Annotated in this window: 19 protein-coding genes and 2 tRNA genes; 8 read left to right on the forward strand and 13 right to left on the reverse strand. The window is 65.0% G+C overall.

The features are described from left to right. Positions 1-12: 12 nt before the first annotated feature. Together N2602_RS25645 and N2602_RS25650 are read right to left on the reverse strand one after the other, a co-directional pair. On the reverse strand, positions 13-1212 hold the full coding sequence (locus N2602_RS25645) for a rhomboid family intramembrane serine protease (protein WP_260379817.1): 1200 nt from the start codon (positions 1210-1212) through the stop codon (positions 13-15). A 151-nt stretch (positions 1213-1363) separates the two neighbouring features. Then, a complete protein-coding gene (locus N2602_RS25650; RefSeq protein ID WP_260379818.1) occupies positions 1364-1891 on the reverse strand; it encodes a cupin domain-containing protein in 528 nt (175 codons plus the stop codon). A gap of 416 nt (positions 1892-2307) precedes the next feature. On the opposite strand from N2602_RS25650, the gene N2602_RS25655 reads away from it, so the two are divergent. After that, positions 2308-4434, forward strand: a complete 2127-nt coding sequence (locus N2602_RS25655) for a tetratricopeptide repeat protein (protein WP_260379819.1) — start codon at positions 2308-2310, stop codon at positions 4432-4434. 123 nt (positions 4435-4557) lie between these two features. Here N2602_RS25655 and N2602_RS25660 read toward each other — a convergent pair whose 3' ends face one another. Next, positions 4558-4845: an usg protein gene (locus N2602_RS25660; RefSeq protein WP_036029809.1), complete on the reverse strand. Its 288-nt coding sequence runs from the start codon at positions 4843-4845 to the stop codon at positions 4558-4560. A 399-nt stretch (positions 4846-5244) separates the two neighbouring features. On the opposite strand from N2602_RS25660, the gene N2602_RS25665 reads away from it, so the two are divergent. The 3 genes from N2602_RS25665 (at position 5245) to N2602_RS25675 (ending at position 7677) form a co-directional block, all read left to right on the forward strand. Next, the gene (locus tag N2602_RS25665) at positions 5245-5559 is read left to right on the forward strand and encodes a co-chaperone GroES (protein ID WP_025037205.1); all 315 of its coding nucleotides are present in this window, start codon (positions 5245-5247) and stop codon (positions 5557-5559) included. Between the two features lie 45 nt (positions 5560-5604). Continuing rightward, positions 5605-7245 carry a chaperonin GroEL gene (gene groL / locus N2602_RS25670; protein ID WP_194467474.1) on the forward strand — a complete coding sequence of 547 codons (1641 nt, stop codon included), beginning with the start codon at positions 5605-5607 and terminating at the stop codon, positions 7243-7245. A gap of 201 nt (positions 7246-7446) precedes the next feature. Continuing rightward, positions 7447-7677: a GIY-YIG nuclease family protein gene (locus N2602_RS25675; RefSeq protein WP_311738505.1), complete on the forward strand. Its 231-nt coding sequence runs from the start codon at positions 7447-7449 to the stop codon at positions 7675-7677. Positions 7678-7789: 112 nt separating this feature from the next. On the opposite strand, the gene lepB is transcribed toward N2602_RS25675, so the two are convergent. The 6 genes from lepB to N2602_RS25705 all read right to left on the reverse strand — a co-directional run bounded on the left by lepB (position 7790) and on the right by N2602_RS25705 (position 11807). Then, positions 7790-8536: a signal peptidase I gene (lepB, locus tag N2602_RS25680; protein WP_260379820.1), complete on the reverse strand. Its 747-nt coding sequence runs from the start codon at positions 8534-8536 to the stop codon at positions 7790-7792. A gap of 160 nt (positions 8537-8696) precedes the next feature. Continuing rightward, complete coding sequence (locus N2602_RS25685) at positions 8697-9860, reverse strand: slipin family protein (RefSeq protein ID WP_260379821.1); 1164 nt, start codon at positions 9858-9860, stop codon at positions 8697-8699. A 339-nt stretch (positions 9861-10199) separates the two neighbouring features. Beyond that, positions 10200-10265 (reverse strand) — tRNA-His (locus N2602_RS25690). 4 nt (positions 10266-10269) lie between these two features. Next, positions 10270-10339: transfer RNA gene (locus N2602_RS25695), tRNA-Phe, on the reverse strand. Positions 10340-10545: 206 nt separating this feature from the next. Next, positions 10546-10833, reverse strand: coding sequence for a GIY-YIG nuclease family protein (locus N2602_RS25700; RefSeq protein ID WP_260379822.1), 288 nt, complete (start codon positions 10831-10833; stop codon positions 10546-10548). 140 nt (positions 10834-10973) lie between these two features. Then, positions 10974-11807 carry a LysR family transcriptional regulator gene (locus N2602_RS25705; RefSeq protein WP_260379823.1) on the reverse strand — a complete coding sequence of 278 codons (834 nt, stop codon included), beginning with the start codon at positions 11805-11807 and terminating at the stop codon, positions 10974-10976. A gap of 129 nt (positions 11808-11936) precedes the next feature. Between N2602_RS25705 and N2602_RS25710 the strand changes: the two genes are divergently transcribed. Further along, entirely contained in the window at positions 11937-12530 is a 594-nt protein-coding gene (locus N2602_RS25710) for a cysteine hydrolase family protein (protein ID WP_260379824.1), read from the forward strand. A gap of 12 nt (positions 12531-12542) precedes the next feature. After that, positions 12543-13181 (forward strand): glutathione binding-like protein, encoded by a 639-nt coding sequence (locus N2602_RS25715; RefSeq protein ID WP_260379825.1) that lies wholly within the window; start codon positions 12543-12545, stop codon positions 13179-13181. A 93-nt stretch (positions 13182-13274) separates the two neighbouring features. Here N2602_RS25715 and N2602_RS25720 read toward each other — a convergent pair whose 3' ends face one another. After that, positions 13275-14366, reverse strand: a complete 1092-nt coding sequence (locus tag N2602_RS25720) for a DUF2778 domain-containing protein (protein WP_260379826.1) — start codon at positions 14364-14366, stop codon at positions 13275-13277. A gap of 668 nt (positions 14367-15034) precedes the next feature. On the opposite strand from N2602_RS25720, the gene N2602_RS25725 reads away from it, so the two are divergent. Both N2602_RS25725 and N2602_RS25730 read left to right on the forward strand, forming a co-directional pair. Continuing rightward, positions 15035-15559: a FecR family protein gene (locus tag N2602_RS25725; protein ID WP_260379827.1), complete on the forward strand. Its 525-nt coding sequence runs from the start codon at positions 15035-15037 to the stop codon at positions 15557-15559. A gap of 60 nt (positions 15560-15619) precedes the next feature. Then, positions 15620-17509, forward strand: coding sequence for a CHASE2 domain-containing protein (locus N2602_RS25730; RefSeq protein ID WP_260379828.1), 1890 nt, complete (start codon positions 15620-15622; stop codon positions 17507-17509). 206 nt (positions 17510-17715) lie between these two features. Here the strand turns inward: N2602_RS25730 and N2602_RS25735 are convergent, their stop codons facing one another. The 3 genes from N2602_RS25735 to N2602_RS25745 all read right to left on the reverse strand — a co-directional run bounded on the left by N2602_RS25735 (position 17716) and on the right by N2602_RS25745 (position 20792). After that, positions 17716-19218: a glycosyltransferase family 39 protein gene (locus N2602_RS25735; RefSeq protein WP_260379829.1), complete on the reverse strand. Its 1503-nt coding sequence runs from the start codon at positions 19216-19218 to the stop codon at positions 17716-17718. 6 nt (positions 19219-19224) lie between these two features. Further along, positions 19225-20352 (reverse strand): glycosyltransferase family 2 protein, encoded by a 1128-nt coding sequence (locus tag N2602_RS25740; protein WP_172783026.1) that lies wholly within the window; start codon positions 20350-20352, stop codon positions 19225-19227. Positions 20353-20591: 239 nt separating this feature from the next. After that, a complete protein-coding gene (locus N2602_RS25745) occupies positions 20592-20792 on the reverse strand; it encodes a hypothetical protein (RefSeq protein ID WP_172783025.1) in 201 nt (66 codons plus the stop codon). Positions 20793-20874 lie beyond the last annotated feature (82 nt).

The raw sequence follows: 20874 nt of genomic DNA on the forward strand, positions 1-20874 counted from the left end.
GGAACGTACGGCTCAACCGCACAGTTTCGACTTCTGCAGGATGCGGCGCACCTCGGGCATCTTGGCACGGCACGGCTCGGCCGCCATGGCCTTCGCTTCGCTGGTTCGCCCCTGCGCCCACAGCAACACCGCCATCAAGCCCTGCGCCCCGGCACGCACCGGCCCGCCCGCCACGTCCGAAGCTGCGAGCGCCATGGCGGTTCGCGCTTCCGTCTCGGCGGCACTAAGGTTCGCTTTTTCCAGGAAGAAGACCGCACGGTACACGTGAGCCCGCGCGTCTTTCGGGTAGCGGGTGACGAGATCGAGCGACCGTGAGACCATCTCGTCAGCCTTCACCGGCACTTCCGAGGCGCGGATATAGTGCGCGGCCTCGGCCATGTAAGCCGAATAATGCGCGGCGGCGAAGCCGGCGCAGATGAGAGATCCGACGGAGCCTGCAAGCAAGGTCATGCTCGCACTCCGCGGCAGGCTGTCATAGGACCAGAAGGCCAGCCACGGCGTGACGGCGAGCGCGGCGCCGGCCACGGCACCGCCTGCATGCGCATAATAGTTGACGTTGCCGGACGCGCCGAAGGCAAGCGGCAGCAGTGCGGGAACCCCGAAGAACAGCGAGGTCTTCAGCCGCGATATGGTTTGATCGGCATCGGCTTCGGGCTCGAAGCTCGCGACGAACAGCGCGGCGATCAGCCCGGTGATGGCGCCGGACGCCCCGACGCCGACCGTGCCGGGACCGTTGCCCAGCAGCGAGCCGGCCTCGCCGGCCAATGCACTGGCAACGAAGATCAGCGCGAACCAGCCGCGGCCGATCAGCGACTCCAGCCTGACGCCGACGATGAACAGCGCCACGCAATTGCTCACGAGGTGCCACCCGCTGCCATGCAGGAGCGGCGCAAGGCCGATCCGCCACCACTCCCCCCTCCCGACGACGAGATCGTAGGCGGAGGCGCCCTGAGCGATCAGCGAGCGGACATCGAGGTCGCCGTCCCGCGCAATGTCGACGGCCAGACTGCGTTGCAGAGCGAAGATCAGGAGCAGAGCGAAGATCAGGCCAAGGGTGAGGAAGGGGATATCGGCCAGAAGCTTGTTGTCGGCAAAGAGCGTCTCCTCGCTTGACGAGGGCTTCTCAACAGCGATCGGCGCGGTGGCGGGTTGAAACGACGCTCTTGGAGCTGGCGCTACGGTGCCGCGTCGGCCAAAAGTGTTGGTCGCCATGAAAGCATTTCCCGCGTTGTCACAGCCTTGAGTTGACGCGAGAGGTGTTTTCGACTGGTTAGCACCGAGGTTGCGGGGCGGCCGAAATCATCCCGATTGCTGACCGCCCGGTTTCGCGGATCGACCGCATTTTAGCGATCAAGGGTCGCGCTTACGCCTTCAACTCCACCGTCTTGAACTCAGCGGGGAGGATCACCTCCAGCAGCTCCACGTCATCCGAATAGTCCAGGATCATGTGCCTGATCTTCGGCGGCTGGGTCCAGGCGCTGCCTTGCTTCATCAAGGTCTCGCCCTGCCCGTCCATATAGGTCTTCACCCAGCCCTTGAGCACGTAGACCATCTGGAATTCGACGTCGTGATAATGGAGCTTGGACACCTCGGCCGGATTGCAGGGGCCTTGCAGGCGGATCACATGCGCCTGCGCTAGGCCATGGGTCGCCTCGGCGATACCGAGATCGCGGTACTTCGCGTAGGCGCGCAGGCCGTCGGCTCTGAAGTCTTCCTCGCGGTGATGGCTGACGGCGATGCGCTGCTTCGGCCGTGCGGGCTTCTTCGGGGCGGCAGTGCGCGCCTTCGCCTTCACGGCCTTGCGTGCAGAGGATCGCGCCGCCGCCTTGGCGCCGCTCCGCTTCTTGACCGCGGTCTTCAATGCAGGCCTCGATGCCTTTTGCTTGGCCATTGTCTGCCTCCCTGTTATGAGCCGCGCCCATCGCACGGATGTGGCTCGAACGCCAGATTACCCAGTCGTGGGCGAAGCGGCAATTGCGGGCTGATTGTGCTGAGTAGCGCCGCATCTGCGCTTACCCTCCCCTGGAGGGGGAGGGTCGATCGCGCGAAGCGCGAGCGGGGTGGGGTGATCTCTCCACTCGGACACTGTTCGACGTCGAGAGACCGTCACCCCACCCCGTCTCACATTTCGCTCCGCTCAATGTGAGCCGACCCTCCCCCTCCAGGGGAGGGTAAGAGGCTGTTGGCCAATCACGCGATCTCCGCATCGATCGTAGCTTGCCCCAAGCTGGCGTGGCGAGAGGCCGTCGTCTCGTCTTCGTTCTCGCGCTGAACTAGTCTCGCCGGGGAAATCCGGGGGAATGATTCATGGGCAGCAATGTCGGTCAGCGTGCATTTCAAAATGCCCGGCTTCAGAAACGGCAAAAGGCCGAATCGCTACCCTTGCTCGGGCAAGCGCTCGAATTGCACAAGAAGGGACGCCTGCCCGAGGCCAAGGCTGCCTATCGCCAGCTCCTGCAGATCGCACCCAATCAATTCATCGCCCTGCATATGCTCGGCGCCCTGGAGTCCGATGCGAAGAACTATCAGCAGGCCGAGATCCTGCTGAGCCGGGCGGTTGCCGCGGATCCGCGATCGGCCGAAGCCCATATGAGCCTGGGCGTCGCGCTGAACGGGCTGAAACGTCACGCTGAGGCCCGCGAGATTTATCGCAAGGCCCTCGCCTTGCGGCCCAACTACGCCCTGGCCCTGTCCAACCTCGGCAACGCGAACGCTGCCCTTGATCGGCACCTGGAAGCCCTCGACAGCTACGATCGGGCGCTCGCCATCGACGGAAACCTGGCTGAAGCCCACAACGGCCGGGGCTCTGCGCTCTGCCGTCTGCGCAACTACGATGAGGCGCTCGCAAGCCTGAACCGCGCGCTCGCGATCAAGCCCGACTATGCGGCGGCGCTGGCGAACCGCGCCGTTGCGCTCCGGGAGCTGCAGCGATTTGACGAGGCCATGGCGGATTGCAATCGGGCGATCGCCCTAGCCCCTGACGACGTGAACGGATGGATCTGGCGCGCCAATGTCTTGCTCCAGACCCAGCAGATGGCCCAGGCATTGGCCGATTGCGAAAAGGCGCTCGCGATCGCGCCCGATTCCGATCAGGCTCACCTGGTGCTGGGCCTCTGCCTTGCCGGGCTCGGCCGGGTCGACGAAGCCCTGGCCAGTTTCGACAGAGCCCTCGACATCCGGCCCGACCTCGAGAGCGCGATCTCCAGCAAGATCTTCGCGCTCGACTTCGTGCCGGACGCGAGCGTCGCGCAGCATCAGCAGGCGCGACGCGTATGGTGGGAGCGGATCGGCGCGAAACTCGCGTCAGAAGCGGCGGCACCGCATGACAACGGCCGCGATCCGGATCGCCGCCTGGTGCTGGGCTACGTCTCGTCGGACTTCAACGCGCATTCGGCCGCGTTCATTTTCAAGCCCGTGCTGCAACACCATGATCGGGCCCGGTTCGAGATCGTGTGCTACTCGTGCTCGTCGAAAGTGGACGCGACGACACGCGAATTTCAAGCCATCGCCGATCGCTGGCGCGATGCCTCGCAATGGAGCGACGATCGCCTTGCCGCCCAGGTTCGCGACGATCGCATCGATATCCTGATCGATCTGTCCGGCCATACCAGAGGAAACCGCCTCGGTGTATTTGCGCGCAAGCCGGCACCGATCCAGGCGCACGGCTGGGGCCACGGCACCGGCACCGGACTGCCGACGATCGACTATCTGTTCTCGGATCCGGTCGGGATTCCTTCGGCGGTTCGGCCTCTGTTTGCAGAGACGGTCGTCGACCTGCCGTGCTTCGTGACCCTGGCGCCGCTGCCTGCCGGAATTGCGCAGGGCAAGACGCCGGCGCTCTCGAACGGCTTCGTCACATTCGGTGTCTTCAACCGCATCAGCAAGATCTCGGACGAGGCAGCGGCAGTCTGGTCGAGGATTCTCGCGCGGGTGCCGGGCTCGCGACTGCTGATCAAGGACGTTGCGCTCGACGATCGGCTGGTCCGCGACAAGCTGCTGGCGCGATTTGCGGCGTGCCGATTGCCGGCCGAACGCATCGATCTGCTCGGGGCTACGTTGCGGGACGAGCATCTGGCATCGTTCAACCGCATCGACATTGCCCTCGACCCGTTCCCGCAGAACGGCGGCGTCAGCACATGGGAAGCCCTGCAGATGGGCGTGCCCGTGGTGGCGAAGCTGGGGAGCAGCCTGCCCGGCCGCGCTGCCGGCGCCATCCTCACCGCGCTTGGCCTGCCGGACTGGGTCGCCGACAGCGAGGAGGCCTATGTCGAGATCGCGGCCAGCCGTGCGGCTGAGGTCGGCGAGCTCGACCAATTGCGCCGCGAATTGCCCGCAACGATCAACGCCGCGGCCGCCGGTAACCCCGTCGCATATGCGCAAGCGGTGGACGAGGCCTATCGCGCGATGTGGACGCGCTATTGCAGCGGCATCTGATTGGGAGATCTCGTAGGATGGGCAAAGCGAAGCGTGCCCACCATTGCCGGATATTGCGCAGAGATGGTGGGCACGGCGCGCGAAGTGCGCGCCTTTGCCCACCCTACGAGACCGCTGCGCTGTTCAATGCAGCCGGAACACGCCGTCGACGGCGCGCAGTTCGGCCGGCTTGATCAGCTTGCAATGCGCCACCGTGACCGAGTGGAGGGGGCCGTCGAGCTTCTCCTGCCAGAACGCCAGGAAATCGGTCAGCGCGGGGAATTTCGGAAACATGTCGTAGTTCTGCCAGACATAGGTCTGCAGCAGCGAGGGATGATCCGGCATCCGATAGAGAATTTGTGCCGTCGTCAGCCCGTAGCCCAGCATCTGTTTCCGGAATTCCTCGGAAACGCCCCCAACGCGCAGTCCCATGCCAAACCTCCTTTGCAGGAGCGCATTTGCGGGGGTGGCCTGTCCGTGCCCCGGGAGCCACCCGGAAACGATGCGCTCACATGAGAGAAATGTGACGCAAACTGACAACTCATCTCAAGCCCAAAAGTTTAACAAGCTGTTGAAATTCAATGCTTTAGCAGCAGAGACGACTCCGTGCTAATACGGCCTCCCAAGCGGCCTCGAAGAGGCCGCCGAGGCTGGTTAACGATGGCAAAGGGTTTCTGGCAGTCCGCGCTTTCGGCTGCTATTTTTTCTGCTACAAACCCTTGCCCCCGCAAAATTCCTGTCCTATTTCAGCGTCGCCCGTGCTAGCACTCACGGGCAACGATTGCTAACAACCTCAAAACCTCAACCCGAGCAATTGCTTAGGAGGACTGCATGAAATTCCGTCCGCTTCACGACCGCGTCGTGGTCAAGCGCATCGACGCCGAAGAGAAGACCGCTGGCGGCATCATCATTCCCGACACTGCCAAGGAAAAGCCCTCCCAGGGCGAAGTCGTCGCCGTCGGCCCCGGTGGCCGCGACGAAGCTGGCAAGCTGATCCCGATCGACCTGAAGGTCGGCGACCGCGTGCTGTTCGGCAAGTGGTCCGGCACCGAGGTCAAGATCGACGGCCAGGACCTGCTGATCATGAAGGAGAGCGACGTGATGGGCGTTCTCGAAGTCAGCGAGTCCAAGAAGAAGGCGGCTTAAGAGCCCCTCTCCTCCCTCCAGTCAAACCCTCAAGGAAAAATTCAGATGGCAGCCAAAGAAGTCAAATTCTCGGTTGAAGCGCGCGACAAGATGCTGCGCGGCGTCGACATCCTCGCCAACGCGGTGAAGGTCACGCTCGGTCCGAAGGGCCGCAACGTCGTGCTCGACAAGTCGTTCGGCGCTCCCCGCATCACCAAGGACGGCGTCACCGTCGCCAAGGAGATCGAGCTCGACGACAAGTTCGAGAACATGGGCGCGCAGATGGTGCGCGAAGTCGCCTCCAAGTCCGCTGACGCGGCCGGCGACGGCACCACCACCGCGACCGTGCTCGCGGCCGCGATCGTGAAGGAAGGCGCCAAGTCGGTCGCCGCCGGCATGAACCCGATGGACCTCAAGCGCGGTATCGACCTCGCGGTCGAAGCCGTCGTGGCAGACCTCGAGAAGAACTCGAAGAAGGTCACCTCGAACGACGAGATCGCCCAGGTCGGCACCATCTCGGCCAACGGCGATGCCGAGATCGGCAAGTTCCTCTCCGACGCCATGAAGAAGGTCGGCAACGAGGGTGTCATCACCGTCGAGGAAGCCAAGTCGCTCGAGACCGAGCTCGACGTGGTCGAGGGCATGCAGTTCGACCGCGGCTACATCTCGCCCTACTTCGTCACCAACGCCGACAAGATGCGCGTCGAGATGGACGACGCCTACATCCTCATCAACGAGAAGAAGCTCTCCTCGCTGAACGAGCTGCTGCCGCTGCTCGAGGCCGTGGTGCAGACCGGCAAGCCGCTGGTCATCGTCGCCGAGGACGTCGAAGGCGAAGCGCTTGCGACCCTGGTCGTAAACCGCCTGCGCGGCGGCCTGAAGGTCGCGGCCGTCAAGGCTCCGGGCTTCGGCGATCGCCGCAAGGCCATGCTGCAGGACATCGCGATCCTGACCGGCGGCCAGGCGATCTCGGAAGATCTCGGCATCAAGCTCGAGAACGTCACGCTCAACATGCTCGGTCGCGCCAAGAAGGTGATGATCGACAAGGAGAACACCACGATCGTCAACGGCGCCGGCAAGAAGGCCGACATCGAAGCGCGCGTGGCCCAGATCAAGGCGCAGATCGAGGAGACCACCTCGGACTACGACCGTGAGAAGCTCCAGGAGCGTCTCGCCAAGCTCGCGGGCGGCGTCGCGGTGATCCGCGTCGGCGGCGCGACCGAGGTCGAGGTGAAGGAGCGCAAGGATCGCGTTGATGACGCGATGCATGCGACCCGTGCGGCCGTGGAAGAAGGCATCGTTCCGGGCGGCGGCGTCGCCCTGCTCCGTGCCTCCGAGCAGCTCAAGGGCCTGCGCACCAAGAACGACGACCAGAAGACCGGCGTCGAGATCGTGCGCAAGGCGCTGTCGGCGCCCGCTCGCCAGATCGCGATCAACGCCGGTGAAGACGGCTCGGTGATCGTCGGCAAGATCCTGGAGAACAAGGCCTACAATTACGGCTTCGACTCCCAGACCGGCGAATATGCCGACCTCGTCAAGAAGGGCATCATCGACCCGACCAAGGTGGTCCGCACCGCGATCCAGAACGCAGCCTCGGTGGCAGCGCTCCTGATCACCACGGAAGCCATGGTCGCCGAGCTGCCCAAGAAGGGCGGCGCCGGCCCCGCGATGCCCCCGGGCGGCGGCATGGGCGGCATGGACTTCTGATCCAGCCTCTCAGGCAAAGTCGAGACACGCGAAACCCCGGCAGCGATGCCGGGGTTTTTGTTTGGGCGATGCACGTCAAAGTGGTAAAATGGTCATTCCGGGGCGCGACGAAGTCGCGAACCCGGAATCCATTTCACCACTTGCTCGTGGCCTACTACGTCTATCCTCGCCAGCAAGAAATACGGCACGCTCTACATCGGCGTGACGAACGACATCGTTCGCCGTATCCATGAACATAAGAGCAAAGCCGTCGCCGGTTTCAGCAAGAGATACTCTGTCGACAGGCTCGTTTGGCTCGAAATCTACGACGATCCCCTAACTGCCATCGCGCGCGAGAAGGAATTGAAGAAGTGGCGACGGGAATGGAAGGTCCGGCTTATTGAGGAGAAGAATCCCCAGTGGATCGACCTATATCCACAAATCGCGAGCTGAGCTTGCAGATTGATGGATTCCGGGCTCAGCGCTTCGCGCTGCCCCGGAATGACAGCCCGGATAGAGCGCGCGCAACCAGGCGCTGCGCGCTGCCCCGGAATGACGGGGCGCCTCACTCCACCTTCCCGATCCGCTCGAAGCGCGGCTCGCCGTCTTCGTCGAGCGACCAGAAAATCCGCGTCACCTTGCCGATGAGATTGTCCATCGGCACGAAGCCGAATGTCGACTGCATGCGGCTGTCGGTGGAATTGTCGCGGTTGTCGCCGAGCACGAAGAAGTGGCCCGGCGGCACCGTGAAGACGTTGGTGTTGTCGAGGGTGCCGTCGTCGGCGCAGTCGTAGGTCACATAGGACGCGCCGCTCGGCAGCGTCTCGCGCCAGCGCTTGACGGCCGCGCGGTCGTCGACACCGCAGGCCTCGCCGGCGGGTGTCGCCTCCAGGGCGACGCGCGTCACCGGGCGGCCGTTGAGGATGAGCTGGCCCTGCCGCATCTGGATGCGGTCTCCGGGCAGGCCGACGACGCGCTTGACGTAGTCGACAGAACTGTCCTTCGCCGTCCGGAACACGACGATGTCGCCATATTCGGGATCGGCGGCGAGGATGCGGCCCGAGATCCAGGACGGCGCGAACGGGAGCGAATTGCGGCCATACCCGTAGGCATATTTCGCGGCGAAGACGTAGTCGCCGACCATCAGCACCGGTGCCATCGAACCGGAGGGGATGTTGAACGGCTGATACAGGACGAAGCGAAACAGGATCACCGGCGACCACAGCACCGGGATCATCAGGATCAGGACAACGATCGCCTTCCAGTCGCTGGATCGCGCCGCGGGGCGGATCGATTCCTGAAGAACGGTCATGTGCCTTCCCTGATCAAGACGTTGCGGCCCCAAGATGACGCAACCTGCGAGCGCGCTCAATCTCCGACCAGCTCAAATTGGTCGCGCCGCGCGCCGATCGCGTTCATCGCAGACGGCGGCAATGCAGATGTGAAGGGCCGCCCGTGGGCGGCCCTTCGGTTCATGCGCTCTCCGGCGCCTTCAGGCGCACGAGCCGGGTCAGCAGCGCATCGAGGCCCTGGCCGTCACCGGCATGGAGGTCGATGCGGCCGACCTTCTCGACCAGCCGCTCCAGCGACTCCAGCTCCTTGAGCCGCAGCAGCAGGGGGTTCTCCTCCATCAGGCGGGCGGTGTTCAGGAGCGAACGCGTCGCCGCGGTCTCCTCCTGCCGGCGGATCAGGTTCGCCTTCGCGACCCGCTCCGCCTCCACCACCTTGTTCACCAGCTCCCGGATCTCGCCGGGCAGGATCACATCCTTGACGCCGAGCTCGGTGACCTCGACGCCGGACTCCGCGACGCGTGCCCGCACATAGTCGCGCAGCTCCGCATCCAGCGCCGCCTTCGCCGACAGCACCTCGTCCAGCGTCCGGCCCGCGACCGCCTCGCGGATCGCGAACTGCACCAGGCGGTACAGCCACGCATCCACGTCGGGCACGGTCGCAACCGTGCGCTCGGGATCGACCACCTTACGGAACGCCGTCAGCGTCACCCGCAGCGCGATGCGATCCTTGGTCAGCATCTCCTGCGCGGTGATCTCGACCGCCTGGGGCCGCAGGTCGAGGCGCTTCACCTCGATCTTGCGGCCGACGGTCCAGAAGGCGTGCCGGCCGGGCGCGAGCCGCTCGGTGAGCCGGCCCTCGACGTAGAGCAGGCCCGCCTCGTGGTTCTCGACCACCGTCTCCGACGTCACCGCCGAACGGTTGCGCTCGATCATGGCCAGATGTCGCGCGCTGACCTTGGAATCAGCGGACACATCGATGCGCTCGACATCGATGCGCGTTGCGACCTTCCAGTAGACGCGCACCTGCCAGGGCGTCATCAGATGCACGGGCCGGCCGTCGAGGCTGACGATGGCGATCTCGTCCGCCTTGGTCTCGACCGCCTCGAACAGCTCGGCGGCCAGATCAGGCCGCGCGGCCTTGAGCACCGCGTAGCGCTCCGCAGAAAATTCGCTGCGGACCACGTCGAGCACCTCGGCCTTCAGCTCGTGCAGGGGATCGAACAGGCGATGCTTGCCGGGCGCGAGCACGCGCACGAGCTGCCCGTTGCGCGTCAGCAACGCACGCTCGCCATCCTTCACCGTCACGTTCAGCATCAGCAAGTGCCAGCCCTTGTTCAAAGTCATGGCACGCCTCCATCATGTTGCCTCCGGCCGAACGCGGCCGGATAGCGGGTTGCGTTTGCAAAGGACGTGAGGACGCGGACGACGCTTCCCATGAAATCGGCGGGCCGGGGCTTGAGCTTGCACGATGACGGGCGCACGCGCGCGATCGCGCGAGACGTGTCGCGCGGTCATGCGGAGCCACCCGGCATCGGCGCAAGCGGTATCGACCCGCGGCGCAAAGCCGGTCTCACAGTGTCGTTGTTCGGACGAAAGCCTTTTGGGCAATGCGGCCGGACGGCGACTGAAGCGCGCGTCCGGTCCCCTTCAGAGGTATCAGCTTATGAGGCTGAAACGGAGCGCTGGAGCGGGATTCGAACCCGCGACAGGATGAGTCACAATCATCTGCTCTACCAAACTGAGCTATCCTTTGTGCAAGAGACCGGAATCGAACCGATGCCTTCGGGCTTTCAACCCGACGCTCTCCATGAGCTACGTCCTGCGTTTCTCCTTCATTCGGCGGAACACGAAACCGGAAGACCGGCCCGCGCCAGTCGGGATCTCAACGAGCCCGAACCCACGGCCTAGCGAAGGACGGCGCTAATAGACCAGGCACGTTCGGGTTGCAAGGGGAGATGAGAAGAAATTTTTCGGTTCGTCATTCCGGGGCGGCGCGGAGCGCCGAGCCCGGAATCCATAACCACAGGCTTCAGTTGGAGATACCGCTGTAGAGGTCATCCCAATTCGGATTCTGTTCGTCGATTAATCGCGTCTTCCAATCCCGACGCCATTTCTTCAGTTCTTTTTCTCGAGCAATCGCGCTCGCGGGGTCATCGAAAATCTCAAACAGAACCAGCTTGTCGACCCCGTATCGCTTGGTGAATCCCGGGACGACCTTGGTCTTGTGCTGGTAGACGCGTCGGACGAGATCGCTCGTTACGCCGAGGTAGAGCGTGCCGTATTTTCTACTCGCCAGGATGTAGACGTAGTACGCCATTCCATCGGCCTGTGGTTATGGATTCCGGGCTCGGCGCTTCGCGCCGCCCCGGAATGACGAGCGGATGTTAGGATCAAGCGGAGAATACATCAACCAAAAGCTGTACTCGCAGTATCCCGATCGTTGCTCCGCGAAGCGCATCACTCGCGCGACATCGCCTGGAAACACGCCCTCACCCAGTCGATGGTCACGCGCGCTGCAGCGTCGCGCTTGAGATGGTTCTGCACCAAGAGCCAGACGTCGCGGCGCTTCGGCAGCAGCGTGGCGCGCAGGCGGCGATCGCCGAGCAAGTCCGCGCAAACATACTCCGGCAACACGCCTGCGGCCTGATGCGCGCGGATCAGGTTACGGATGACACGAACGTTGTCGGTGACGCAGCGCGCGCGGGCTTTCTTGGTGCGCAGGAATTGCATCTCGGGAATGGCACCGAGCTCGTCCGGATAGACGCAGAGCATCGGCTCGCCTTCGATCCTCGCAGGCTCGAAGTAATAGAGCTTGATGTCGCCGACCCTGGAGATCGCGAAATCGCCCTTGTCGGGCTTGCGCAGGCGGATGGCAAGATCGGCCTCCCAGCGCGAGAATTTGACGTTCTCGCTCGAGGTGAGGAATTGCAACGTCAGGCCGGGATGAGCGCGCAGGAAGTCGCTCGTGCGCGGCGACAGCACCGCCTCGGCGACCGTATTGGTGGAGGCGATGCGCAGACGTCCGACCGGACCTTCCAGGCTCTCGCTGAGGCGACCGATCTCGGCGGCATGTGCGGCCATCGCCTCGACATGCGCCAGCACCGCCTCGCAACTCCGCGTCGGCCGGCGGACGCCGTCGGCGGCCTCGAACAGACGCAAACCGAGCGCACGCTCGATGCGCGACAGCCTGCGTCCGACCGTCGTTTCGTCGATGCGCAGCCGCGCGCTGGCGCCGGCGTAGGTGCCCTCGTCCCTGACGGCAGCGATGATGCGCAGATCGTCCCAGTTCATAGCGCGAGGCTATACCGGCCCCGAGCGGCCTGCAATATCGCAGCCACCCGCTGCAATATCCCTGCATATCGGCAGGCCTCCGCGGCGCTATGTTTCGTTCAGCCTTTGCCCCCGGAGATTTCCAAGACCATGACGACCGCGAAGACCCTGCTGCAGCTCGCCGGCGCCGATCTCACCCCGCCGCGCCTTGCCGACGCCGCGCTGGTGCTGATCGATATCCAGAACGAGTATCTCGAAGGTCCTCTCGCTTTGCCCGAGGCGAGACCTGCGATCGCGCGGGCGGCTGCGCTCCTGGCACGGGCTCGCGAGAGCGGCGCCGCGATCTTCCATATTGCCCATCGCGGCAAGGCCGGCAGCCTGTTCGATCGTGGCGCTGAGCGCGGCGCCATCGTCGCCGAACTGAGCCCCCGTGCCGGCGAGCTGGTGATCGAGAAGGAGTTGCCGAATGCGTTCGCCGGCACTGATTTGCAGGCGCGCCTTGCCGCAACCGACAGGAAGAACATCGTGCTGGCCGGCTTCATGACGCATATGTGCGTCAGCTCCACAGCGCGAGCCGCGCTCGACCTCGGTTTTCGCACGACGATCGATGCCGATTCCTGCGCCACGCGCGACCTGCCGAACGGCCGCGGCGGCACGCTGGACGCTCGGACCATCCATGAAGTTGCACTCGCCGAGCTATCCGACCGCTTCGCCATCATCGCGCGCGGCGACGCACTGAAATAATGGAGCAACGCGATGCTGCAACTCTATTTCTCGCCGATGGCCTGCTCGCTCGCGAGCCGCATCGCGCTGATGGAAGCAGGCCTCGAGGCGCACTATCATCTGGTGCATCTTGCGACCAAGACAGTCGCGGACGGCGACGGCGATTTTCGCGACGTAGCGCCGAAGGGGGCGGTGCCGGTCCTCGTGCTGGAGAACGGCGAACGGCTGACGGAGAGCGCGGCGGTGCTGCAGTATATCGCCGATCTGAAACCGGAGACGGGTCTTGCGCCGCGGTTCGGCGATCCCGATCGCTATCGCCTGCAGGAATGGCTGAGCTTCATCGGAACCGAGATCCACAAGGCGTTCCTGTTTCCGACCTTCTGGTACAAGGACGACGGCTCGCTCGCCAAGCCGCGTGCACGGATCCCGCAGACCCTGTCGGTGCCGTCAGCGCATCTGGCAGACCGCGAATTCCTCGTCGGCAACGGCTTCACCGTGGCAGATGCCCATCTCACCTGGGCCTTGCTGCTGCTCCGTCCGGCAGGTGTCGACATCACACAATGGCCCTCGCTCGCCGCCTATCTCGAACGCATGCAGGAGCGGCCTGTGGTGCGAGAGGCGATCGCCACCGAGATGGCGCTGCGCAAGACCATGCCCGCCAATGCCGCGTAGCAGGTCACCGATGCGGGCAATGGCGCTGGCAAAGCGAAAAAACAAAAGGGCCGCAGTGAGCGGCCCTTTTGCGTTACCGGGAATTGACTGAGATCACTCCACCCGCGCCAGCACGGCGAGCTTGCGGATGCCCTTGTTGCGGTAGGCATCGAGGAACGCGTAGTAGTCCTTGAACGACACGCAGCCGTTGGAATCACCGTTCGGCCCGAGCATGAAGGTGTGAGCGAGTAGGCCGTCGCGGCCGTGGATCGCGCTCTCGCCGCCGATCGGGGTCAGGCGCAGCGCCGGCACGCCGTGGAACAGCGCCTCGCGCGGCTTGAGCGAGTAGATGTGCGGCGGCGTCACGCCACGCATGCGGATCTTCGAGGAGCGCGGATCGTCGAGATTGGAGCCGAGGCCGGAATGCGCCTCGAGCTTGGTGCCGTCGGGAAGATACACGGTCTTGGCAGTGATGTCGTAGACTGCGGTGTCGCGCTCGTAAGGCGGCGCGCCGCCGAGCATGGGGTTCTGCTCCTTCGGCGCGATCGACGCGGTCACGCTGGCATCGGCCGAGGCGTAGGCGAGCAGTCCACCCGACGGCTCGCGCTTGCCCCAGAGCTTTTCGACCATCGACTGGCGCGGAGCGGTGATCGACATCACCGCGGCCTTGGCGCGATCGGCGAAGGATTTCGGTTTCGCTTCGGGCGCCGGCACGATCTCGGCCGGGTCGGCCGAGGCCAGTTGCATCTGGCCCTCGCGCTTGGCCTTGTCAGCAGGCTTGTCGATGGTCTTGTCAGTGGATTTGGCCGCCGGCTTCAGCGCGTCCGCGACCTTGGCGATCACGCTCTGCTTCGGGGCGTCCTTCGAAGTTTCCTTGGTTGCCGCAACCTGGGCTGCGGGTGCGCTTGCGGCATTCGACGGCACGCCTTGCGTCGCCGCCGCGGCAAAGCGCTCGTTGAACATCTCACGCGAGATCGGAGCTGCGACCTGCAGGCGGTCGGGCAGCAGCGCGAAAGTTTCCTTGATGGCTTCGCCCGCCTCACGCAGTGCCACCCTGGGCGCGCGCTTGATCACCGGCTCGTCGTAGCCGATGCTGCCCACCGTCGGATAGACGCTCGCGCCGAAGATGTTGCTGTGGATGGTCCAGCCGGCGCCCATCACGACGCAGCCGATCGCCGCGGCGCCAAGCCAATTGGTCGTTGTCATTTTCCGGGAAGATTTCCGCGAATTGTTCTTGGAGAAATTCTTGGACTTCCGTGCCGCGTTACTCTGCGCAGCGATACTCGTACTCATTCGCCTTGCGTCCAGGACGGTGTCACTCAGTCCCCCTTCGAAGCGCCGCTGGTCACGATCCGGGAACAGCATCTCGCAGAGGGTCGGAGCGTCATTAAGGCGACTTTTAGTTAAATGCGGATTAAGTTCGGGCGGATCTGGGGCAACTCGTTAACGTTGTCCCGTTTTGAGAAAAAAGCCCGCAGAACTACGGACTTAGTCGGGTCTGTTAACCATAATTCTCGGCCGATTCAGCACGCTCTGCGGACGTCCTCGGCCACATCCATGACGCACTCAACAACGTCATTTTCGTGATCCTCGATTGCCCCCAAAACGTAATGCGCAAGCGTTGCGCGAGGCTGGTGGAGCACGCGTCCGATAGGCCTCTTCCGCCGGCCATGCGGCACCGGCGCAGGCGCATGACGCCGTCGCGCGACCTCACGCGGCACGGCGCCGTGACTGAAAGTTGATCGCGTCGGTTCTGGACATCGCCACCGCGAGAAAATAGCTGCCACGTCGGCACTTTTCAGCAGCCTCTGCGTGTGATACGGTACCGTATCGTCCCGCCCTGACCTGTGCCGAGCACGCAAACGGAGGCTGGCATGAGAGGGATCGCGCGCGCAGGGCTTTTCGCCCTGGCGGGGTCGCTTCTGTTGATTGGATCTGCGATGGCGCAGCCTGCGGCCGATGTGGGCTGCACGGCATCGCCGTCGGCTGCCGGGACGCAGACCTGGCGCTGCGACAACGGCATCACCATCGTCGCGGAAAACGGCGCCAGGTTTGAACTGAAGGACGCCAACCGCGACGGACATATAGACTCGGTCGAATTGAGCAGCAAAGCCTTGCTGCTCGAGGTGCCCAAGAAGCCGCGGGGCAATCCCTTCAAGGTGCTGACGCCGCAAGCGATTGCCGCGGTGCGCGGCACCAAATGGGCGGTCGATGTCGCTGACGCCAAGACCGCCGTGTTCGTCGCAGACGGCCGGGTCGGCGTGAGCCGCAGGGCTCGTGGACGCGGCGTCGTGCTTGGGCCCGGCGAAGGCGTCGATGTCGAGGCAACCGGCCCCCTGATCGTCAAGACCTGGGGCCAGCCGCGCGTCGATGCGCTGATGGCAAGACTCGGGCAATGAGCCCCTGGTCGACCAGGCCCGGCCCATGAAATTTGGACAATAGGATTGCAAGACGACCGCATGCGCAGCCGACGCGTTCAGATCCTGGTGGCACTCGTCCTCACCGCGCTGTGGGGCGCGGGCATCTATGCCACGCATGCCGACGGCCATCTGCGCTTTCTCGACCGCCTCGAAGCGACGCTGACGGACTGGCGGACGCAGGCCCGCGGCGTGCAGCGTCCGCCAGATCTCGTCACCATCGTCGCGATCGACGACACCGTGGTGAAGCGCGGCGGCAGCTATCCGCTGCCCCGCGCCGATCTCGCCCGCGTCGTCGACACCATCGTCCAGTTCAAGCCGAAGGTGGTGGCGATCGACCTGCTGCTGGTCGATCGCAGCGCCGCGATCGGCGATGCGACGCTGGCGAGCACGCTGGCCACCGGGCCGATGGTGCTCGCCGCCGCCGCGATCTTCCCCTCCGCCAGCGAAACCGTGGCCCCCAGCAGCGAAGGTCCCCTGGCCGTGCTGCCCGAGGCCGAGCGCTTCCTGCAGCCATTGCCCGCATTCGCCGTTCACGCCGAGGTCGGCGTCGTCAACGTCGCGACAGGGCAATCGGGCTCGCCGCTCGCGGTGCCGATGCTGTTCCGGACCCGCGACAAGGTCGAGCTGTCGTTTCCGTTGCGCGTCGCGGCCCGCGCGCTCGACAAGCCGCTGACCGTCGCGCCGGGCCATCTCATGCTCGGCGATCGCCTGGTGCCGACCGACAGCAACCTGGCATTGCCGATCACCTATTACGGCCCGCGCCGCACGATCCGTACCGTCAGCGCACAGAGCATCTTCGACGGCACGCTCGATCGCGCGGCCATCGAGAACCGGATCGTCGTGATCGGCGCCTCCGTCGCCGGCGGCGGCGATTTCTATCCGACGCCGTTCGATTCGCTGATGCCCGGCGTCGAGGTGGTCTCGACCGCGATCACGCATCTCGTTGCCGGCGACGCCATCTTGCGCGACCACAGGGTGCGCATTGCCGACGCGCTCACGGCGATCCTGCTGCCGATGCTGCTGGTCGGCCTGCTCGCCTGGCAGCGCATCGCCCTCGGCACCATGGCCGCGGCCGCGGCGATGATCGCCTGGGCCGGGCTCAACCTGTTCGCGTTCATGCATGGCATCTGGCTGAACGCCGCGACCACGCTCGCCGCGGCGGTGCCGCCGGTTGCGGTCTTTGCCGGCGTGCAGCTGTGGGCCGGGGGCCGCCGCACGCAATATTTCGCCGCCCGGAGCAGGTCGCTCGCGCAATTCCAGGCTCCGGCGCTGCAGGATTGGCTGGCGCGAGATCCGAACTTCCTGTCGAAGCCGGTGCGGCAGGACGCAGCCGTGGTGTTCGTCGATCTCTCCGGTTTCACCGGTCTGAGCGAGCGGATCGATCCGGACCAGCTCACGAATATCCTGAAGGCGTTTCATGCGCTGATCGACCGGACCGCGATCGATTGCGGCGGCATGATCACGGGCTTCCTCGGCGACGGCGCCATGATCCTGTTCGGGCTGCCGCGCGCGATGCCCGACGATTCGGCACGCGCGCTGAAATGCGCGATCGATCTGCATCGCGGCCTCGCAGGCTGGATCGCCTCGCTGCCGCCGGCGATCGCAGGTCAGCTCGGCTTCAAGATCGGCGCGCATTGCGGCCCGATCGTCGCCTCGCGGCTCGGCGAAAGCCATCAGCACATCACGGCGACAGGCGATACCGTCAACGTCGCAAGCCGGCTGATGGAGATTGCCGCCCAGAACGATGCGCGCCTCGCGTTGAGCGACACGCTGCTGGATGCGGCCGACTTCCAGGGCGCGCCCGACGGCGTTTTGTCCGGCCCCCTGCTCGCTCAGGTCCGCGGCCGCTCCGGCGTCGTGACCGTCTGGTTCTGGCGCGACCGGGATGGACCAGGCCAGGATGCGGCCAAGGCCGAGATGATGGGCTAAAGCGCGATGAAGTGAGGCTCGATAGCTGCAAAGACGGAGGTGCGCTCCCTCTCCCGCTTGCGGGAGAGGGAGTTTCCGCAATGGGACAATCCCCTAGAGGAGAAAACCCTCACCCGCGCCTTCGGCGCGACCTCTCCCGCAAGCGGGAGAGGTTGCACCGAGCCCGCGGCAATCGATTCGACCTAGAGCCATTCCGCTCTAAGGCGCTACCGCGCCTCCGGCGGCGGCGAGCGGTCCAGCACGTCGCCCTTGGCACCTTCCAGCAGGTCGATGCCGTAGGTCTCGACCACGAGAGGCCCGCGCTTGCGCTGCAATTGCGCCACCTGCGTCACCTGGGCAAAGAGAGCATTGAGGGCGGGATTGGCGTCGGCGCGCAATTCGTCGACATAGAGCAGCCTGCCGGCGAGCAGCTTGGGATCGGGCTCTTTCATGTTGATCCAGCGGATGCGCTGGCTTTGCTGCGCGACGCAGGTGCCGCGCGGCAGATAGAACGCGAGCCAGCTCGTGGTGCCGTAATCCTGCGCGAGCACACAGGTCGCACCACTGCGCGCGCGCACCGCTTCGATTCCGGCCGCGAGCTCGCGCCAGCCGACACCGACACTGCGCACGGTGGCATCGCGGCGATATCCGGACAACCAGCCGGTATTGGCCTGCACGATCAGGGCTGCGAACATGACGATGCCCACCGGCGCGGCCCAGCGCAGGCAAAAGTCGACGAGGCGCCGCTGACGCGGCTTCCACTGCGCGAGATTGGCGGCGGCGGCCGCGGCTATGACAAACGGCGGATACACCGGTGCGAACCAGTTGGCCTCGACGCGGGCATGCAGCGAATGCCAGACGAAATAGGCGACGATGGTCCAGAACATCGTCTCGATCAGCACCCGCGAGGCCAGCGCGCCGGCGCGCTGCCAGGTCAGCGCGTGCAGGCCCATTGCGCCGAGGATGAAGACCAGCGGCGTTGCGAACGCGATCTGGGTCGGGATCAGCTCGGCGATGAAGACGGGGCGGAAGTCCTCGATCCTGGCGCGGCCGAGCTGCTTTGCGAACGAGACCCATTGATGGTCTGCATTCCAGAGGATCACCGGCGAGAACAGCGCCAGGGCCACGAGGCCGCCGAGATAGGGCCAGGGCGAGAGAAACCAGCGCCGGAGTTTTGGCACGGATGCGAGCCAGATCAGGATCGCCGGCCCGAAGAACATCGCGGTGTATTTCGACAGCAGCGCCGCGCCGACCGCCACGCCGACCGCGAGCCACCAGGCGCCCCGTCCCGTCTCCAGCACCTTGGCGAGGAAGAACAGCACGAAGCTTGAGGCGACCAGCAGCGGCGCATCGGGCGTGACGATCAGTGTGCCGACGGAAGCAAGCAGCGTCACATTGAGCAGGATGGCGCTGGTCGCGGCCACGCGTGCGCCGCCGAACAGGATCGCGGCGGAGCGATAGACGGCGTAGCTCATCGGCAGCGCCAGCAGGATCGAGACGAGGCGGACGCCGAGCTCGGTATCGCCCGCGATCATGGTTCCGGCGCGGATGACATAGGCGACCATCGGCGGGTGGTCGTAATAGCCTCCGGCGAGGCTCTTCGACCACATCCAGTAATAGGCTTCGTCGAACGTGATCGGGGTGAACGCGGCTGCAACGAGCCGCAATCCCACCAGCGCGAGAATCAGCAGCGCGGTATTGCGGACGATCCGCGCGTCAGCTCCGCCCATGTCGCGCTATTTCTTGCGCCAGACGAACAGTCCGGACATCGCGTAGTTCCACACCACGCCCATCAGCGCGCCGGCCATGCCGGCCAGCCACCAGATCGGCTCCTGGTCGTAGACCGAGAAGGCGACGCCGACATTGGCGAGCAGGCCGACGCTGCACACGATGTAGAAGGCGATCAGGCCGCGCAGCAGCGCAAAGCCCTTCAGCCGCTGGTCGCGATAGGTGAGGAAGTTGTTGAGGATGAAATTGCTGGTCATGGCGACGATGGCGCCGGCGGCCTGCGCCTCCGCGAATGGCGCGTTGAACAGGCGAAGCGCGATGAACAGCGTGGTCAGGTGCACCACCAAGCCGAAGCCGCCGACCATCGCGAACAGGATGAAGCGCAGCGAGACGACGTCGTTGGTCAGCTTGGCGAAGACGAGACCGAGGAAGTCGAGCGCAACCATGGAATCGAGCTTGCTCTCGCCGTGCTGGCGGGCGCCGAAGGTGTAGGGTATCTCGACCGCGCGCAAGCTGCCATGCGCGGTCGCGACGATGTCGAGCAGGATCTTGAAGCCGTGCACGGAGAGCTTCGGTGCGAGCTGCTCGAAGCGGTCGCGGCGGATCATGAAGAAGCCGCTCATGGGATCGGCAATCTCGACCCGCAGCATCTTCTTGGCGACCTCGGTCGCGAGCGCGCTGGCGCCGGCGCGCTGCTTGTTGAAGCCTTCGCTCTTGTAGCCCTCGATGTAGCGGCTGCCGACGACGAGGTCGGCCTGATCGCTTGCGAGCAGCAACAGCATCTTGGGCAGCTGCGTCTCGTCGTGCTGGAGGTCGGCATCGATCACGGCCACATAGGGCGCGCTGGAGGCGAGGATGCCCTCGATGCAGGCGCCCGACAGGCCGCGGCGGCCGATGCGGCGGACGCAGCGCACGCGGCTGTCGCGCTGCGCCAGTTCGCGCACGACGTCCCAGGTGCCGTCCGGCGAGTTGTCGTCGACGAACACGACCTCCCAGGCAACGTTGGCGAGCGTCGCCTCCAGGCGCCGGTACAGCACCGTGACGTTGTCGCGCTCGTTGAAAGTCGGGACGATGACCGACAGTTCCGGCCCCTCTTGAGCCTGGTTGTCGATGCCCGGTCTGATCGCTTCGTTCATGACGGCAGCGTATATCCGCCGCATCCTGCGCTGCCAAGCCGGGGTTCTGGGGAATGGCCGAAAAGGGCCCTAAAATGCCAACGACCCCGGAACGGCGGGCCGCGCGTACATCCGGCGCAGGCCTTAACCTATTCCAAGGTCGTCCCAGCGACGGAGGTCTTACGCTCAACGTCGCTGTTAGAAGCTAGATGGGGACGGCAAAGGCGTTCCGCAAGGGGCGGAAACCCGGTTTTCATGCCCTATTGGTTGGGCACTTCCCGGATGATCGGCCCGCGCGGCACGGGCGCGGCGGGGGCTGCCGGTGCCGCCGGGGCGGGCTCGACCTTCGCCGGCTTGGGCGGCTTGCCGTATTGGCCGATCGGCCCGAACACGACGGCAACCGCAAGCACGACCGCCGCGACGATCGCCCCCAGAATGCCACCCACCGACTCAGACGACATGCAAGTCCATCCCCGCTCCAGACCGGCCCACTGATACCACGGATGCGCGCGCGGCCGGAAGAGCTCACAGACAGCACTAGCG

Source organism: Bradyrhizobium sp. NC92 (assembly GCF_025200865.1).
Lineage (GTDB): Bacteria > Pseudomonadota > Alphaproteobacteria > Rhizobiales > Xanthobacteraceae > Bradyrhizobium.

Coding starts and splice junctions, on each gene's coding strand:
- N2602_RS25720 (WP_260379826.1), bottom strand. CDS start 14,366: ATGACAACGACCAATTGGCTTGGCGCCGCGGCGATCGGCTGCGTCGTG.
- N2602_RS25725 (WP_260379827.1), top strand. CDS start 15,035: ATGAGAGGGATCGCGCGCGCAGGGCTTTTCGCCCTGGCGGGGTCGCTT.
- N2602_RS25650 (WP_260379818.1), bottom strand. CDS start 1,891: ATGGCCAAGCAAAAGGCATCGAGGCCTGCATTGAAGACCGCGGTCAAG.
- N2602_RS25710 (WP_260379824.1), top strand. CDS start 11,937: ATGACGACCGCGAAGACCCTGCTGCAGCTCGCCGGCGCCGATCTCACC.
- N2602_RS25660 (WP_036029809.1), bottom strand. CDS start 4,845: ATGGGACTGCGCGTTGGGGGCGTTTCCGAGGAATTCCGGAAACAGATG.
- N2602_RS25740 (WP_172783026.1), bottom strand. CDS start 20,352: ATGAACGAAGCGATCAGACCGGGCATCGACAACCAGGCTCAAGAGGGG.
- groL (WP_194467474.1), top strand. CDS start 5,605: ATGGCAGCCAAAGAAGTCAAATTCTCGGTTGAAGCGCGCGACAAGATG.
- N2602_RS25705 (WP_260379823.1), bottom strand. CDS start 11,807: ATGAACTGGGACGATCTGCGCATCATCGCTGCCGTCAGGGACGAGGGC.
- N2602_RS25655 (WP_260379819.1), top strand. CDS start 2,308: ATGGGCAGCAATGTCGGTCAGCGTGCATTTCAAAATGCCCGGCTTCAG.
- N2602_RS25735 (WP_260379829.1), bottom strand. CDS start 19,218: ATGGGCGGAGCTGACGCGCGGATCGTCCGCAATACCGCGCTGCTGATT.
- N2602_RS25730 (WP_260379828.1), top strand. CDS start 15,620: ATGCGCAGCCGACGCGTTCAGATCCTGGTGGCACTCGTCCTCACCGCG.
- N2602_RS25700 (WP_260379822.1), bottom strand. CDS start 10,833: ATGGCGTACTACGTCTACATCCTGGCGAGTAGAAAATACGGCACGCTC.
- N2602_RS25645 (WP_260379817.1), bottom strand. CDS start 1,212: ATGGCGACCAACACTTTTGGCCGACGCGGCACCGTAGCGCCAGCTCCA.
- N2602_RS25665 (WP_025037205.1), top strand. CDS start 5,245: ATGAAATTCCGTCCGCTTCACGACCGCGTCGTGGTCAAGCGCATCGAC.
- lepB (WP_260379820.1), bottom strand. CDS start 8,536: ATGACCGTTCTTCAGGAATCGATCCGCCCCGCGGCGCGATCCAGCGAC.
- N2602_RS25715 (WP_260379825.1), top strand. CDS start 12,543: ATGCTGCAACTCTATTTCTCGCCGATGGCCTGCTCGCTCGCGAGCCGC.
- N2602_RS25685 (WP_260379821.1), bottom strand. CDS start 9,860: ATGACTTTGAACAAGGGCTGGCACTTGCTGATGCTGAACGTGACGGTG.
- N2602_RS25745 (WP_172783025.1), bottom strand. CDS start 20,792: ATGTCGTCTGAGTCGGTGGGTGGCATTCTGGGGGCGATCGTCGCGGCG.